General features: G+C 65.8%; 15 protein-coding genes. 9 read left to right on the top strand and 6 right to left on the bottom strand.

Features of this window, described 5'->3' with window-relative positions; translation table 11 throughout:
* Positions 1-170 precede the first annotated feature (170 nt).
* The 7 genes from LCM4576_RS06195 (at position 171) to LCM4576_RS06165 (ending at position 9,126) form a co-directional block, all read left to right on the top strand.
* Complete coding sequence (locus tag LCM4576_RS06195) at positions 171-2,579, top strand: glucan 1,4-alpha-glucosidase (protein ID WP_071031038.1); 2,409 nt, start codon at positions 171-173, stop codon at positions 2,577-2,579.
* 56 nt (positions 2,580-2,635) lie between these two features.
* Positions 2,636-3,649: a phosphogluconate dehydrogenase (NAD(+)-dependent, decarboxylating) gene (gene gnd, locus LCM4576_RS06190; RefSeq protein ID WP_071031037.1), complete on the top strand. Its 1,014-nt coding sequence runs from the start codon at positions 2,636-2,638 to the stop codon at positions 3,647-3,649.
* Between the two features lie 13 nt (positions 3,650-3,662).
* On the top strand, positions 3,663-5,039 hold the full coding sequence (gene zwf / locus LCM4576_RS06185; RefSeq protein WP_071031036.1) for a glucose-6-phosphate dehydrogenase: 1,377 nt from the start codon (positions 3,663-3,665) through the stop codon (positions 5,037-5,039).
* A 17-nt stretch (positions 5,040-5,056) separates the two neighbouring features.
* A complete protein-coding gene (locus tag LCM4576_RS06180) occupies positions 5,057-5,761 on the top strand; it encodes an ROK family protein (RefSeq protein ID WP_071031035.1) in 705 nt (234 codons plus the stop codon).
* 208 nt (positions 5,762-5,969) lie between these two features.
* A complete protein-coding gene (locus LCM4576_RS06175; RefSeq protein ID WP_071031034.1) occupies positions 5,970-6,431 on the top strand; it encodes a MucR family transcriptional regulator in 462 nt (153 codons plus the stop codon).
* A gap of 203 nt (positions 6,432-6,634) precedes the next feature.
* Positions 6,635-7,735 (top strand): aminotransferase class I/II-fold pyridoxal phosphate-dependent enzyme, encoded by a 1,101-nt coding sequence (locus LCM4576_RS06170; RefSeq protein ID WP_071031124.1) that lies wholly within the window; start codon positions 6,635-6,637, stop codon positions 7,733-7,735.
* Positions 7,736-7,887: 152 nt separating this feature from the next.
* On the top strand, positions 7,888-9,126 hold the full coding sequence (locus LCM4576_RS06165) for an MFS transporter (RefSeq protein WP_071031033.1): 1,239 nt from the start codon (positions 7,888-7,890) through the stop codon (positions 9,124-9,126).
* Between the two features lie 99 nt (positions 9,127-9,225).
* Here LCM4576_RS06165 and LCM4576_RS06160 read toward each other — a convergent pair whose 3' ends face one another.
* The gene (locus tag LCM4576_RS06160; protein WP_071031032.1) at positions 9,226-9,489 is read right to left on the bottom strand and encodes a hypothetical protein; all 264 of its coding nucleotides are present in this window, start codon (positions 9,487-9,489) and stop codon (positions 9,226-9,228) included.
* 131 nt (positions 9,490-9,620) lie between these two features.
* Between LCM4576_RS06160 and LCM4576_RS06155 the strand changes: the two genes are divergently transcribed.
* Complete coding sequence (locus tag LCM4576_RS06155) at positions 9,621-9,887, top strand: hypothetical protein (RefSeq protein ID WP_131803224.1); 267 nt, start codon at positions 9,621-9,623, stop codon at positions 9,885-9,887.
* A 70-nt stretch (positions 9,888-9,957) separates the two neighbouring features.
* Here LCM4576_RS06155 and LCM4576_RS06150 read toward each other — a convergent pair whose 3' ends face one another.
* Genes LCM4576_RS06150 through LCM4576_RS06130 form a run of 5 tightly spaced genes read right to left on the bottom strand, consistent with a single transcriptional unit; the run spans position 9,958 to position 15,235 of the window.
* Positions 9,958-11,064, bottom strand: a complete 1,107-nt coding sequence (locus LCM4576_RS06150; protein WP_071031030.1) for a hypothetical protein — start codon at positions 11,062-11,064, stop codon at positions 9,958-9,960.
* Positions 11,065-11,079: 15 nt separating this feature from the next.
* On the bottom strand, positions 11,080-11,658 hold the full coding sequence (locus tag LCM4576_RS06145) for a DUF3726 domain-containing protein (RefSeq protein WP_071031029.1): 579 nt from the start codon (positions 11,656-11,658) through the stop codon (positions 11,080-11,082).
* Positions 11,655-13,310 (bottom strand): hypothetical protein, encoded by a 1,656-nt coding sequence (locus LCM4576_RS35615; RefSeq protein WP_116390044.1) that lies wholly within the window; start codon positions 13,308-13,310, stop codon positions 11,655-11,657. Before LCM4576_RS35615 ends, LCM4576_RS06145 begins: the two co-directional genes overlap by 4 nt.
* Complete coding sequence (locus LCM4576_RS06135) at positions 13,307-14,311, bottom strand: Ldh family oxidoreductase (protein WP_071031028.1); 1,005 nt, start codon at positions 14,309-14,311, stop codon at positions 13,307-13,309. Before LCM4576_RS06135 ends, LCM4576_RS35615 begins: the two co-directional genes overlap by 4 nt.
* 15 nt (positions 14,312-14,326) lie before the next feature.
* On the bottom strand, positions 14,327-15,235 hold the full coding sequence (locus LCM4576_RS06130) for a LysR family transcriptional regulator (protein WP_071031027.1): 909 nt from the start codon (positions 15,233-15,235) through the stop codon (positions 14,327-14,329).
* A 100-nt stretch (positions 15,236-15,335) separates the two neighbouring features.
* Between LCM4576_RS06130 and LCM4576_RS06125 the strand changes: the two genes are divergently transcribed.
* The coding region (locus LCM4576_RS06125; RefSeq protein ID WP_116397889.1) for an aldehyde dehydrogenase family protein at positions 15,336-16,041 on the top strand (706 nt) is incomplete at its 3' end.

Here is a 16,041-nt window from a genome sequence, read left to right as displayed (position 1 = left end):
CTTGACGGATGGTCGTAACGCGAATTGCCTGTTTTTTATCTATTGTCAGACAAATTTGGAGGAACTGCAAGCTATCAACTGCAAAGCCTGATGGGCCACCGATCAACTTGCGGTGCGGCGATTGAAAAGACGGCGACTCCTGGTCTAGGAACGCGGCAGGAGGCCAATGCATGGCAGTGACGCCGACCGTTGCCAAAGGCGCGCCCGGAATTCCCGCGCGCTGGACGTCGAGCGCCAAGAGCGGCGTCGGAACCGCCCTTTCGGCAAGAAGCCCGCTCTGGTTCACCACCAGCCACGGCATCCTGAACGAGATCTACTATCCGCGCCTCGACAGCGCCTGCACGCGCGACCTGGGGCTGATCGTCACCGGCCCCGGCGGTTATTTTTCCGAAGAGAAGCGCGATGCCGCCCACACCGTCGAGCCTTTCGAAGATGGGGTGCCTGGCTACAGGCTGACCAACACCGCCTCCGACGGCGCTTACCAGGTCGAGAAGCGTATCGTTACGGATTCGAAACGACCCGTGCTGCTGCAGGAAACCAGCTTCACCGCGCTCAAGGGCCAGGCGGCCGACTATCGCGTCTACGCGCTGCTTGCACCGCATCTCGTCAACGCCGGCATGGGCAACACGGCCTGGATCGGCGAGCACAAGGGGCAGCGCCTTCTCTTCGCCACCGGACGCGGCGTCTCGCTGGCGCTTGCCTCCTCCTTGCCCTGGGGCGCCTGTTCGGCAGGCTATGTCGGCGTCTCCGACGGCTGGCAGCAACTGCGCGACAGCGGCGCGCTCGATCCTTCCTGTCACACAGCCGAAAACGGCAATGTCGCGCTCACCGGCGAGATCGGCTTTTCGGCCGGCAAGACGGTTGCTCTGCTGGCGCTCGGCTTTGGCGCTTCGCCGGAGGAAGCCGCCGATCTTGCGCTGGCAAGCCTGAAACAGGGCTTCGAGCCGGCCGCGAAAACCTATGTCGAGAACTGGCGGAAATTCCAGGCAGGGTTGGAAAAACTCGACCGCCGCGCCGGCTCCGGTCTGAACACCTACCGCGCCAGCACGGCGGTGCTGGCAACGCATCTGTCGATCGCCAGGCCCGGCGCCGCGGTCGCCAGCCTGTCGATCCCCTGGGGTTTCAACAAGGGCGACGACGACCTCGGCGGCTATCACCTCGTCTGGCCGCGCGACCTGGTCGAGACGGCGGGCGGCTTCCTCGCCGCCGGCGATGGCAGGCAGGCGCTGCAGATCCTCGCCTATCTGCGCTCGATCCAACAGCCGGACGGCCACTGGCCGCAGAACTGCTGGTCCGACGGCACGGCCTATTGGCCCGGTATCCAGATGGACGAATGCGCCTTTCCGCTGCTGCTTGCCGATGCTCTGCRCCGCGCCGGCCATCTGCCCAAGTCGAAGCTCGCCGACTTCCTGGCCATGATCGAGAACGCGGCCGCCTATGTCGTGCGCAACGRCCCCGTGACCGGCGAGGACCGCTGGGAAGAAGATGCCGGCTACAGCCCGTTCACGCTGGCCGTGGAGATCGCGGGGCTGCTTGCCGCGGCCGACATGCTCGACGCCTGCGGCAAGAATGAGCCGGCAAACTATCTGCGTGAGATCGCCGATTGCTGGAACGACCAGGTGGAGCGCTGGGCCTATGTCACCGGCACCGAGCTCTGCGCCCGGGCGGGAATCGAAGGCTATTATGTCCGCATAGCCCCGCCCGACGATGGCGGCGCGGCCTCGCCGAAGGACGGCTTCGTGCCGATCAAGAACCGGCCGCCGGGCGACAGCGACAGGCCGGCGGAAGCGATCATCAGCCCGGACGCCCTGGCGCTGGTCCGCTTCGGCCTCAGAGCCGCGGACGACCCGCGCATCCTGAACACGGTCAAGGCGATCGACGCCGAGCTGCGCTGCGACCTGCCGCAGGGGCCGCTCTGGTATCGCTACAGTGGCGACGGCTATGGCGAGCACGAGGACGGCGCGCCTTTCGACGGCACCGGCCAGGGGCGGCCGTGGCCACTGCTTGCCGGCGAGCGCGCCCATTACGAGCTGGCCGCCGGCCGCAAGGACAGGTCGGCACAGCTGCTTGAGACGTTCGAACGCTCGGCCGGCGTGGGCGGCCTTCTGCCCGAGCAGGTCTGGGACCGCCCCGACATGCCGGACCGCGAATTGCGGCTGGGCGCCCCTTCCGGCAGCGCCATGCCGCTGGTCTGGGCGCATGCCGAGCACATCAAGCTGTTGCGCTCGCTCCGCGACGGCGCCGTCTTCGACCTGCCGCCGCAGGGCGTCGAACGCTACATCCGGGACAAGACGGTCTCGCCGTTACGGATCTGGCGCTTCAACAACAAGATTCGCTCCATTCCAGCCGGCAAGACGCTGCGCGTCGAATTGTCGGCGCCCGGCGTCGTCCATTGGAGCAGCGACAAGTGGCTGACCGTGCAGGACAGCAGGACGGTCGAGAATGCGTTCGGCATCCATCTGGTGGATTTGCCCGTTGACCGCCTGCGGCCGGGAACCACCATCGTCTTCACTTTTTTCTGGCCCGAAGCGATGCGTTGGGAGAATGTCGACTTCAGCGTCGGCATCGATGCGTCATAAATCGACGCAACAGGGCCAATAGATTTCTTCTTTCCTCAAGCAATCGGGATGAAACCATGCAGATCGGAATGATGGGACTAGGCAGGATGGGCGCCAACATGGTGCGGCGCCTGATGCGCGACGGCCATGAATGCGTCGTCTACGACATCAATTCGGCAAGCGTCGCCGGCATGGTCAAGGATGGCGCCATCGGTGCGGCCTCGCTGGAGGAGTTCGTCGGCAAGCTCGCCAAGCCGCGCTGYGCCTGGCTGATGCTGCCGGCCGCGATCACCGGCAGGATCGTCGACCAGGTCGCGGCGCTKATGGAGCCGGGCGACATCATCATCGACGGCGGCAATTCCTATTACCACGACGCCGTCGACCAGGCGGCCAAGCTGGCGGTGAAAGGCATCAACTTCGTCGACGTCGGCACCAGCGGCGGCGTCTGGGGGCTGGAGCGCGGCTATTGCCTGATGATCGGCGGGCCCGATGACGCCGTGAAACATCTCGATTCGGTCTTCGCCACGCTGGCGCCGGGCGCCGATGCGGGCGCCAATCCGCCCAAGGATGCCGGCACGGCGCCCTTCGGCTATCTCCATTGCGGCCCGAGCGGCGCCGGCCACTTCGTCAAGATGGTGCATAACGGCATCGAATACGGCGTCATGGCCGCCTATGCCGAAGGCATGAACATCCTCAAATCGGCCAATGCCGGCAAAAGGCAGCGCACCGCCGACGCCGAGACCAGCCCGCTTGAGAGCCCGCAATACTACCAGTTCGACATCGACCTGCCGCAGGTCGCCGAGGTCTGGCGGCATGGCAGCGTCATCGGCTCCTGGCTGCTCGATCTCACCGCCGGCGCGCTGAAGAGCGATCCGACGCTTGCCCAGTACGGCGGCCGCGTCTCCGATTCCGGCGAGGGCCGCTGGACGCTGAAGGCGGCGATCGACACCGGCGTTCCGGCGCCCGTGCTGTCCTCGGCGCTGTTCGACCGCTTCTCCTCGCAGGGCGAATCGCAATTCGCCGACAAGCTTCTGTCCGCCATGCGCTATGCCTTCGGCGGCCATGTCGAAAAGCCGAAGACCGGCGCGTGAGGGGAGAGTCCGCATGAGCCAGGAGAGGTCCGACACGCTGGTGCTTTTCGGAGCGACCGGCGACCTTGCGCATAAGAAGATTTTCCCGGCGCTCTACCACATGGTCGCCAAGGGGACGCTGAGCGAGYCGGTGATCGGCGTCGCCTTCGAGCCTTGGGAACTCCCCAAGCTGGTGGACCGCGCCCGCGACGGCATCGTCAATGCGCTGGGCGCGGTCGACGACAAGGTCTTTTCCAAGCTCGCCTCGCTGCTGCGCTATGTCAGCGGCGACTACCGTGACCCGGCGACCTTCGAGAAGCTGAAGACGGCGCTGGGTTCCGCGCAGCGGCCGCTGCACTACATGGCGGTGCCGCCGACCATGTTCGAAACGGTCGTGCAGGGCCTGGAGCAGTCCGGCACCGCGCGCGGCGCGCGGCTGATGGTGGAAAAGCCCTTCGGCCACGATCTGCAGTCGGCGCGCTGGCTGAACCGGGTGCTGCATCTGGTCTTCGACGAGCAGTCGATCTTCCGCATCGACCATTATCTCGGTAAGGAAGCGATCCAGAACCTGCTCTATTTCCGTTTCGCCAACGCCTTCCTCGAGCCGATCTGGAACCGCAACTTCGTCGAAAGCGTGCAGATCACCATGGCCGAGGATTTCGGCGTCGAGGGGCGCGGCAAATTCTATGACGATGTCGGCTGCATCCGCGACGTCATCGAGAACCACCTGCTCAACATCCTGCTGCTTCTGGCCATGGAGCCGCCGGTCGGCCGCTCGGCCGACGACCTGATCGACGAGAAGGTGCAGGTGCTGCGCGCCATCCGCACGCTCAACAAGGACGATGTCGTGCGCGGCCAGTTCGACGGCTATCTGGCCGAGCCGGGCGTGCGGCCAAACTCGCCGGTCGAGACTTTCGCCGCGGTGCGCTTCTTCGTCGACACCTGGCGCTGGCAGGACGTGCCCTTCTTCATCCGTGCCGGCAAGAACATGCCGGTGCACGCCACCGAGGTGATCGTCCGGCTGAAGCGGCCGCCGCTCGACGTCTTCGATCCGATCAAGCCGTCCGACGCCAATTATGTCCGCTTCCGCATCGATCCTCAGGTGGCGATCTCGATCGGCGCCCAGCGCAAGAGAGYCGGCGACGACATGGTCGGCGAGCAGGTGGAGCTGACCGCGCTCGACGACTCCAAGGGCGACATGCCGCCCTATGAGCGGCTGATCGGCGACGCCATGAACGGCAACGGCCAGCTCTTCACGCGCCAGGATGCGGCCGAGCTTGCCTGGCGCATCGTCGGGCCGGTGCTCGGCGACACCACGGCGCCGGCAATCTATGCGCCCAAGACCTGGGGGCCGGCCGATGCCATGCACGGCTTCGGCCCGCCCGACGGCTGGATCAATCCGACCAAGTAATTTCCGGGGAGGACAAAATGGCCAAGGCAGCAAAGAAAGCCGCGGCGAGCGGCGATCCGATCGTGCTCACCATCGACGTCGGCGGCTCGCATGTGAAGATCCTCACCAGCGTGGGTGGCGAGATGCGCCGCACCCCCTCGGGGCCAAGCCTGACCCCGGACCAGGTCGTCGCTTCGGTCAAGAAACTGGCCGAGGGGCTGGACTATGACGTCATCTCGATGGGCTATCCCGGCCCCGTGCAGGACAACAAGCYCTCGCTCGATCCCTTCAATCTCGGCAAGGGCTGGAACGGCTATGATTTCACCGCCGCCTTCGGCATGCCGGTGAAGCTCGTCAACGACGCGCTGATGCAGGCGATCGGCAGCTATGACGGCGGCCGCATGCTGTTCCTCGGCCTCGGCACAGGCCTGGGCGCCGCCATGATCATCAAGAATGTCGGCCAGCCCATGGAGCTTGCCCATCTGCCCTACAAGAAGGGAGCGACTTTCGAGGATTATGTCGGCGAGCGCGGCCTTGTGAAACACGGGAAGAAGAAATGGCGCAAATACGTTTTCGACGTGGTCGGCAGGCTTCGCGCCGCCTTGCAGCCGGACTATGTCGTGATCGGCGGCGGCAATGTCGACAAGCTCGATGAATTGCCTGAAAAATCCCGGCGCGGCGACAACACTCGCGCTTTCGAGGGTGGATTTCGTCTATGGCGCGACAAGGCGCTGGTCGTCTGATATTGTTACATTTCAGTATAATTGTTCAAAACAGCGTGTATTGACGCGACAAAACGTTGCGCCACGCAGATTTGCCGACTAGGAATTCGCCGGCCTGCGGCCCCTGCGGCTTTTCAGAATTCGCCAACAACGCTCGCAGCGCCTTGATATTGTACACCGCGACAACCGGATCGGTTTCGCGGCCTTGCGGCAGAAATGGAGGGATTACGTGAACGAGGACACCAGCACAGCCAAGGAAGTCGACCTGCTCGAACTCACCGCTCACATCGTATCGGCCTATGTCGCGAAGAACCGCCTGCCCGCTTCGGACCTGGGCGGACTGATCGCCAGCGTCGCCTCCTCGATCGGCGGGATCAGCCAGCCGGCGGAGCCCGCGGCGCCCCCGCCGGTCCCCGCCGTCAATCCCAGGCGCTCGGTGACGCCGGACTACATCATCTGCCTCGAGGACGGGAAGAAGTTCAAATCGCTGAAGCGCCATATCGGCGTGCATTTCGGCCTGACGCCCGAAGCTTACCGCACCAAATGGGGCTTGCCCGTCGACTACCCGATGGTCGCTCCCAACTATGCGGCCTCGCGCTCGCAGCTCGCCAAGTCGATCGGCCTCGGACGCAAGGCGGAACCGGAGCCGGCGAAGCCCGCCAAGGGCCGGAAGGCCAAGGCGCCCGCCTGAAATAACGCGCCTGCACCAATGGTTTAAGCAAGCCTGCCGAGGAATCCGCCTTGGCAGGCTTCGTGCTTTTGTGGCTTGGATAAGGCGAGCAATTCCAGGAAAAGTGCAAAAACGGTTTTCCGTCCGGAATTGCGTAAAAACAAGAAATGGAGCGATTTACCGTTTCCGCGAGACGGCGAGGCGCTCCAATGGGGGAGCCGGCCATGAACTACGCCAGGATGGTGATCGAGAAGGAAGCGCCGGAGGAATACGGCTACGACCGCATCCGCTACAACCTCTCCGAAAGCTCGATCGCCGACCAGAAGCTCTCCGACATCGGTCTGACGCTTCCGGACCTCACCCTGTTCTATGGCGAGCATCGCGGCGACAGGGAGTTGCGCGCGCTGATCGCCGGGCAAGACAGAGGCCTTTCCCCGGACGATGTGCTGGTGACGGCGGGTGCCGCAGGCGCGTTGTTCATCATCGCCACGTCGCTGCTGTCGGCCAACGACCATCTCGTCGTCGTGCGGCCGAATTACGCCACCAACATCGAGACGCCGAAGGCGATCGGCTGCGCCATCTCCTATGTCGATGTCGACTTCGACCAGGGCTTTGCCGTCGACATCGAGCGCGTGAAGGCAGAGATCCGTCCGAACACCAGGCTGATCAGCGTAACCTGCCCGCACAACCCGACCGGCACGATGATGGCACGCGCCGATCTCGATGCGCTGGTCGCGCTTGCCGAGAGCCGCAAATGCCGGCTGCTGGTCGACGAGACCTATCGCGACCTTTCCTTTGGGACACGATTGCCCGCGGCGGCGTCGCTCAGCCCCAGCGCCATCAGCGTCTGCTCGCTGTCCAAGGCCTTCGGCATTCCGGGCATCCGCATCGGCTGGCTGGTGACCCGGGATCCGGAACTGCAGGAAACCTTCCTCGCCGCCAAGGAGCAGATCGGCATCTGCGGCAGCGTCATCGACGAGGCGATCGCCCGCGCCACGCTCGAACGCCGTGACGCCTTCCTGGCCTCGCTGCTGCCGGACATGGCCAGGCGCCGCGACATCGTGCAAGCCTGGATCGACGGCGAGACACTGGTCGACTGGGTGCGGCCGCAGGGTGGCGTCGTCGGCTTTCCGCGGCTCAACGTCGATGCCGGCTTCGACCTCGACAAATTCTACGCGAGGCTGCTGGAGCAGCACGGCACCTATGTCGGTCCCGGCCACTGGTTCGAGATGCCGAAACGCTTCTTCCGCCTTGGTTTCGGCTGGCCGACGGAAACGGAATTGCGCGGCGGGCTCGACGCCATATCCGCCGCGTTGCGGGACTGAGCCGCCATCCGGGCAAAAAATTCGATTTTCTTTGATCCGGCGCGGATTTTTTGCGCGCATGGCTTGGCGAACTGGGCTAAAGGATTGCGGCCGGACCAGYGCCCACCGTGGAAGTGCCCCGCCGGCCGTTGTCGCAACGGGGCCCTCGAACCATGACCGTCGAAGCAACGTCACCAGACCAGCGCTACGCCGCGTTCCGGCACCGACCGTATCTCAGCTACTGGACGGCGCGCTTCCTCACGACGTTCGCCACCCAGATCGTGTCGGTCGCCGTCGGCTGGCAGATCTACGATCTGACGCGCAATCCTTTCGACCTCGGGATTGTCGGCATCGTCCAGTTCCTGCCTTCGCTGCTCCTGGTGCTGGTCACCGGCGTCGTCGCCGACCGTTTTGGCCGCCGCCTGATCATGACTTTGTCGTCGCTCATCGAGGCCGGCTGCGCGCTCGCTCTCCTGGTGTTGACGCTGCGCGGCCCTGGCAGCCCGCTGCCAATCTTCGTCGTGCTCGCCATATTCGGTATCGCCCGCGCCTTCTACGGACCGGCATCGTCCTCGCTGGTCGCCAATCTGGTGCCGCAGGAGGATTTCGCCAACGCCATCGCCTGGAACTCCTCGGCTTGGCAGACCGCGACCATCGTCGGCCCGGTCGCCGGCGGCCTGCTCTACGGCGTTTCGGCTGAAGTCGCCTATGCCACCGCCGCCATACTGATGCTGGTCGCGGCGCTGCTCGTCTTCACCATCCCCAAGCCCGCCCAGCAGACGGCCACCGACAAGCCGACGATGCAGACGCTGTTTGCCGGCTTCGGCTATATCTGGGGCGAGAAGATCGTGCTCGGCGCGATCTCGCTCGACCTCTTCGCCGTGCTCCTGTCCGGCGCCTCGGCGCTGCTGCCGGTCTATGCGCGCGACATCCTCGAGCTTGGCCCCTGGGGTCTCGGCCTGCTGCGCTCGRCACCGGGCATCGGCGCCATCTGCGTCGCCGTCTGGCTAGCCGGCCACCCGATCCGCGACCACGCCGGCAAGATCATGCTGGGCTTCGTCGCCCTGTTCGGCGCCTTCACCGTGCTGTTCGGCGTCTCGACCGTCACCTGGCTGTCGATCGCGGCGCTCGCGCTGCTCGGCGCCACCGACATGTTCAGCGTCTATATCCGCGAGACGCTGATCCAGCTCTGGACGCCCGACGAGGTGCGCGGCCGCGTCAACGCCGTCAACCAGGTCTTCGTCGGCGCCTCCAACGAGGTCGGCGAATTCCGCGCCGGCACCATGGCGGCGCTGATCGGCACGGTTCCCGCCGTGGTGATCGGCGGCATCGGCGCCGTCGCCGTCGCCGGCCTGTGGGCATATCTGTTCCCCGCGCTGCGGCAGGTCCGGCATCTCAACAGCCGCAATTGACTGGCGGATCAGGCCGACGGCACGCATCGGCCCATAGAGACATGGAATTGCAGTTGAGCTGCGAYGGCACGAGCGCGGAAGCGCAGGTCGGGAGCCGATCTACTCCGAAAAGCTCACGCTGATGCCGCGCTRCCGAAAATAGGCCTGCATCAACTTGCGGCCGGCGCGGTTGTTCTGCGCCAACTTGGCCGGATCGAACACCGCCTGTTTCTTCCCCTCCCGTGCCAGCGCTGCCTTGAGCGTCGCGATATGCGCATCGAGGTCGGCATTGTCCGCTCGGAGTGAGGCATAGATATTTTCGGTCGCCTCGGCCACGGTCAGTTCGTTCACGTGTGTCGTCCTTCGCTTGATCGGGCGGTGCATAACACAGATTCGTGGCCGCGCCGATACCATCCATTTTTGTTCCTCGCGTTTCGAGGGGATGGCTTCTATTTTGGACAGGGCCCGATGCTGATGTAGCGAGGCGGGCTCTCACCTGACAGGAGGGTTACGTTGTGAAAATACGCACGACAACGCACAATCATCCCGGAGAACCAGGCGTCATTCTGCTGGATCAGCCATTGGCGAACATGATCGTGGCGACCGACATTCGCGATGGCGCAACGACGCTGTTCGGAACCGTYGATCTCCAGGTGAACTATTCCGGCAAGTACGACATCAGAGTTGAACTGTCGCCGGACGAACTCACCCRCACCTACCAGCTGCTCGTCAAAAATCTTCTCGGGAAAATCCAGGAGCTCACTGCCGAACCAGCGGCTTGAAACCCTTTAACCCGGGATTTCAGATAAGCACCTGATACTGAGCCGCGCGAAGTTCGCGATGGCGGTATCCCTACTCTTTGACGATCTCCGTCACGCAATGGACGTAGTCCATCCGGTGGCCTTCGGGGGCGCGCGCGACATCGGCTTCGTAGGCGCCGTAGAGATTGTCGACGATTGCGGCACGGTCACCGGAGGGACGCGAGGGATCGAGCGCGTTCGCAAAGACGGTTTCCGACCAGGAGCGGAGCGTCGGCACATAGGCCTTGGCGAAGGCCTGTGCGTTGCCATGGACCCGGAAGGCCTCGGCATAGGGGCATGGCGTCACCATGGTGAAGATATTCTCGAGCCTCAGCCCTGACCGCGACACCGGCGAAGCGGGATCGCGGAAGGGCGCCGCGAACTCGTCCGGCGTCTTGTAGAACTGCTGGAACGTCGCGTTGACATATTCCGCCTCGCCGATCCGCCCCGCCGCAAGCAAATCGCGCCAATGGCGCGCGAAGCTGTCGAACATGTCGACCCCGGTCGTGTGCCCGAGATAGCGGCCTTCCTCGTCGACGCAGAAATTGGCCAGCGCCAGCCGGCCGCCGGACCTCAGCTCACGGGCCCTGGCCAGCAGGATCGTCTCCCAGTCGCGCAGCCCCTGGGCGCGAAACTGCGCGCGCTCGGCCTCGGTCGCGCCGACCGCCTGGACATGGTCGGCGATCATGCAGGGCCGCGTGCTGATCCAGTGCATCGCGGTGGCGGAAAAGCCGAACGATAGCGAATTGTCGGGAAGGATCTGGCGGTAGAAGCTGGTGCCGCTGCCGAAAATGTAGAGCCCGGGCGTCTCGGCCAGCGGAACCTCCGTCGAGGTGCCAAGCAGTCCCTGGCTCAACCGGAATAGGGTCGAGAAATCGTTGTGCGGCAGGTCGGTATAGGTGATCGATATCGCCCGGTTCGGTTCCCTCTCCCGAACGGCGCCGACCAGCCGCCGCATCATGTCCATCGAGGTGCCGCCGTCGGCCGCGCCGAAATCGGCGACGGCGAAAGGCTGGCCATCGGCCAGCCGGGGCATTCCGGCGACGGCCTTGACGACGAGATCGCCGACCTTGTCGATGACATATTTGGCGCCGACCGTGTTGGCCGAGTAATAGCCCGCTCCACGCATGGCGATCTTCTGGCCGTCGGCTGCGCTCATTTGGTTCTCCCCTTGTTATTCATCGTCCACCCGGCCGCCGCCGGCTCCGCGCACGCGCGACCTTTCGCTTTCCGGCACATAGGTTCTGGCGGCGAAGGAATTGAGCGCCGCAAGCGTCCGCTCGTCGATCGCGCCGCGCCGGCCCGTGGCCGACTGATCGATGTCGGCGCGGTGTTCGACGACGACATCGGCGCGCGCCACCAGCCCGACCGGCCGCGCCACGCGCATGGCCGAGCGGCGCAGCATGGCGTCGAGCCACATTGGCAGGCCGACATTGATGATTGTCAGCGGCAGCGCGCTTGCCGGAAGCGGATCGTCGAGCAGCAAGGCCGCTGTTCGGATCGGACAGAGCGGCCTTTCGGCAGGCCTGTCGGGCTCGCCCTTTCGCCAGCGCGCCGCGCGGGCAGGATCAGGCGGGTCGAGGGATTGCGCGTTTTCGGCGAGGCTCAGCATGGCCACGCCCCAATCGTCGTCCTCAACCGCGATCCGGCGCGCCGCGCGACCGATATCCTCGGCCAGTCCCCATGAAAATCCGGCGCCCCGGGCCGCCTTGGCGCCCAGCGTCTCCACTTCGTTGAGCGAGAGCTCGATCACGCGGCCTCTCCTGCGGTCGCCATGGCGGCGACATCCTCGATCAGCGGCTCGCCGCTGAACAGCGCGATCCGCAGCCAGCGGTCGGAGCGCGGATCGAAACTGCGCGCGCCGAAGAACGCCAGCTTGGCGCGCAATATGTCGACGGGCCGCAAGTCGGCGCCGATCAGATTGTCGTGGATCTCGGCGTAGGGAAACCTGGCGACGATCTGGGCGCGCCGCACCGCATGGCGCCATTCCGGCCGACGCAGCAGGAAGTCGGCGACACTGGCCGATTGTGGTTCCTGCGCCAGCGCGGCCGCCAGGCTGAGCGCATCGCGCGCGGTGGCCAAAGGCTGTTCGAGCTCGGCGCCGTCCTCCTCGAACCGCTCGCCGAGCCGGGGCTCGAGCTTCTCCGCCGATACATACCAGAAGCGCGCACTGGCAGCCGGGTCGGCGAAATCGACATCAGCCGCCCAGGAATAGGCGTCGAGAAGCGCCTGGCGAAGCGAAGCGCAGGTGACGCTGCCGTCGATCGCATGTCCAGGCGTCTCGTCGGCCTTCATCGTGTCGCCGAGTTCGTCGACCAGCGCGCCATGCGGCTCGAGGATCAGCGAGACGCAGGCTTCCTGCCCTTCCAGCGAAAAATTGTCTTCCGCGAAGCGATAGACCGCGTCCCAGGGCCGGGGTTTCGCCAGGAGCCGGTCGAGGTTTTCGGTCAGCGCATCGAGATCGGCGGCCAGCGACATGGTCGCGGCGGCCTGGCGATCATCGTCGCTGTGCCAGCGGGCGACGCGTCGCGACAAATCGGCGAGCGCTTGCGCAAAAATCATCCGTTCCGCCGCGCCGGCATGCGGCTCTGCCCGCACCCGCGCCAGCGCGGTTTCACGGGCCAGGAACCAGCTATGCGTCAACAGCGGATGGCGCACGAGGAAGGGCGCCATGCCGAGCCCCGTCGCATTGCCGACCCCGAGCGCCCGGCGCAAGTCCGACGCCAGCCTTGCCGCGCCGGCCGGGTTGCGGCGACAGGCGATGTGATCGACAAGGTCGAGCGTGAAGGACCGGATCAGCCAGACGGTGAGCATCTCCGCCTGGAAGGATCCGGCAAGTTCCGGGCGCCCGGCGATCTCGTCGCGGTCGGCGATGCCGAACTTGCCGTTGCCGTAGACGGCCGTGGTGCGCAGCAGATAGCCGACGCCGAGCAGCTGCTCCTCGTCCGGCTGCCGCCCCCGCGCCAGCGCCGAAACCACGTCCTCGAACAGCCGCACGCTCTTGTTGGCGCGCGCCAGCACGAGCTCGCGATTGGTGTAGCGGCCCGCCTCCTGCAGCGGCGCATTTGCCTCCAGCCGCGCGATCTCGGCGGCGTCCGGCAATCCGTCGTAAAGCACGTAGCTGGTGTCCCAGGCCTGCGCGATCACCCGGTCGGAGCGCTCCTCGTCGTCGAGCGGCGTCGAGAAGGCGACCAGGCTGTAGGTCCTTGCCGGCGTCTCGACCGCATAGACCGCGCGCCCGAACCCATTGTCGTCCAGGTCGAACAGGTGCTTGCGCACGCGCCATTTTTCCCTGGTGGCGCGGCGGATCAGCTGGCGCAGGAAGCTGAGACGCGTCGGATGCGCGGCGCCAAGCCGCTGCAGCCGCATGACGACCTCCGGCGGGCGCAGCGCGATCGCCGTCATGCGGCGGTCCCGGCCAGCTTTTCGAGCGTGGCGAGCGTCTCCGCCGCCACCTCGATGCCTTCGGTTRCATTCCGCTCTCGCGCGCCAAAACGCTTCACGCCCGGCAGCCTTGCTTCGCCGGCAAAAGCGCCGGCAACGGTTTCCAGATTCCCCGCGAACGCTCCGGTCGACGTCGTATCGGGCGAGACCGCCAAGAAGAACTGGCCGGTTCCAGGCGGGCCACCGGCGGTGCCGGAGAAGGGGCTGGCGACAAGCCCGGGATTGGCTCCGGTCAGGCATGCGGCGAAGATCTCCACCAGCAATGCCGAGCCGACGCCCTTGTAGCCGCCGGCCGGCGCCATCGTGCCCTTCAAGGCTTCGCCGGCATCGGTGGTCGTCTCGCCGCTTGCGTCGAAGGCCCAGCCGGCAGGGATCGGCTCGCCGGCGCGGGCGCGCTTGATGACCTCGCTCTTGGCGACGACGCTGGCGCTCTGGTCGATGACGAAGCGCGCACCGCCTCGCCCGTCCGGGACCGCCAGCGACCATGGATTGGTGCCCAGCGCCGCCTTGCGGCCACCCCAGGGCGCGATCGAGGCCGGCGCGTTGGTGAATCCCAGACCRACAAGCCCGTTCCGCGCAATGTTTTCGGTGTGATAGCCCAGCGCGCCGCAATTGTAGGAATTGCGGATGGCAAGCGCCGCCACGCCTTGCGAGCGCGCCGCCTCGATAAGCGCCGGCAGGCCGAGGGCGATGGCCGCATGGGCAAAGCCGTTTGCGGCATCGACGGCGACGACCGCCGGAGCCGGCTGCGTCAGGCGCGGCTCGGCCTGCCCCAGCACCTTGCCGCAGGTCAGATGCTCGCAATAGGTCGGCAGATACATCAGGCCATGCGATTTCAGGCCGTCGCGTTCGGCCGCCGCGATGGCCGCGGCGAGCGCACCGGCTTGGCGCTCGCTGGCGCCGTGGCGAAGCAGGGCGGCCGAAGCCAGCGTCTCGATTCGGGCTTGGGTCAGTCGTGTCATCCGATCATCCGCCAATCATGCCGCCGCATAGCCAAATTCTCTCTCGCCGGCTTGCGCTTGCTGGCGAATGCATTCGATGAACCGCAGCGACGCCGGCTGCAGGTTGCGGCCCGCCTTGGCGATCCAGCCGACGGTGCGGCTCGAGCGCGGGTCGGCAAGCGGAACGAAGCGCACGTCGTGGCTCGATTTCCAGCGGCAGAGCCGGGGCAGGATGGTGACGCCGAGCCCGGCCTCCACCATCGCCAAATTGGAGCTCACATTGGTCGCGGTGAGCTTCGAGCCGGCGGCAAGCGCCTCGGTCTCGGCAAGCCCGAGCGCCGCGGCCGCGCCGTTGCGGATGAAGCTCTCGCCATCGAGCTCAGCCCATCTCAACGGACGTTTCGACTTCGCCAAAGGATGATCGGCCGGGCAGACGAAATCGAGCGGCTCGTGGAACAGCGGCTCGAAGCTGAGCTGCGGCCGCTTGCTGGCGAGCACGCACAGGCCCACCTCCACCATGCCGTTTTCGACCRCCTCGACGATGGCGCTGGAATCGCTGTCGCGGACATGGATGTCGAACCGGCTGCCTTCGGCGCGAAGCTTAGCGATCGCGCGCGGCAGCAGGGTCACGGCGACCGAAGGCACGCTGGCCACGTCGCAGCGGCCTTGCCGGTCCGCCGCATAGCTGGTCATCGCCAGGCAGGCGCGGTCGTAATGCGCGATCATGGCGCGCGCCTCGTCGAGCACGATACGGCCGACCGGCGAAAGCGCGCCCTTGCGCTCGCTCTCGAACAGCGGCGCGCCGATATCGTCTTCCAATTGCTTCAGGGTCATCGACACGGCCGAGGGCGTGCGGCCGATCTGGTCGGCGGCGGCGCGCACGCCACCGGTCTCGCAGACCGCGACGAAGCTGCGCATGCCGGTCAGGCTGATGGTTTTGGTCAATGTTAAGCTTGCCTGAACATTTGTGCCAAAAATTGAGCTTGATTGAAGTTCACAGCATTGGTTAGGTCGTTGTCAACCGAATTGATGCAGGTCGAACACGATGCTGAACGGTCAGAACTTCGTTGCGGGCGAATGGCGCGACGGCGCCGGCTGGGTCGAGGACATCAATCCATCCGACGTGACCGACATCGTCGGACGCTTCGCGCAGGCGCGGCTGTCCGACATCCATGACGCCGTGGCGGCGGCGCAAGGCGCGCAGCGGGAATGGGCGGCGGCGGGGCTGGAAGCGCGGGCTGCCGTTCTCGACGCCATCGGGCGCGAGTTGATGGCGCGTTCGAAGGAACTTGGCGAACTGCTCTCGCGCGAGGAGGGCAAGACCCTTCCCGAAGGTGTCGGCGAGGTCTATCGCGCCGGGCAGTTCTTCACTTATTTCGCCGCCGAGGCGCTGCGTAATCTGGGCAGCTCGGCCGACTCCGTCAGGGCCGGCGTCGATGTGCTGATCGAGCGCGAGCCGCTCGGCGTCGTTGCGATCATATCGCCATGGAATTTCCCCGTCGCCACCGCGTCCTGGAAGATCGCGCCGGCGCTGGCATTCGGCAATGCCGTGATCTGGAAGCCGGCCAGCCTCACCCCGGCCAGCGCCTGGGCATTGACCGAGATCATCAGCCGGCAGGCGATCCCGAAAGGCCTCTTTAACCTGGTGATGGGATCGGGATCGACGATCGGCCGCGAGCTTGCCGCCAAGGCCGACATACAAGGGTTGAGCTTCACCGGCTCCGGCGCCGTCGGCTCCGGCATCGCCGCGC

This window comes from Mesorhizobium sp. LCM 4576 (assembly GCF_001854815.1).
Lineage (GTDB): Bacteria > Pseudomonadota > Alphaproteobacteria > Rhizobiales > Rhizobiaceae > Mesorhizobium > Mesorhizobium plurifarium.
This window is presented reverse-complemented; position numbering and strand designations above follow the sequence as displayed.

Excerpts from the sequence above, each read along its gene's own strand:
- LCM4576_RS06150 (WP_071031030.1), bottom strand. The coding sequence starts at position 11,064 with ATGAGCGCAGCCGACGGCCAGAAGATCGCCATGCGTGGAGCGGGCTAT.
- LCM4576_RS06170 (WP_071031124.1), top strand. The coding sequence starts at position 6,635 with ATGAACTACGCCAGGATGGTGATCGAGAAGGAAGCGCCGGAGGAATAC.
- LCM4576_RS35615 (WP_116390044.1), bottom strand. The coding sequence starts at position 13,310 with ATGACGGCGATCGCGCTGCGCCCGCCGGAGGTCGTCATGCGGCTGCAG.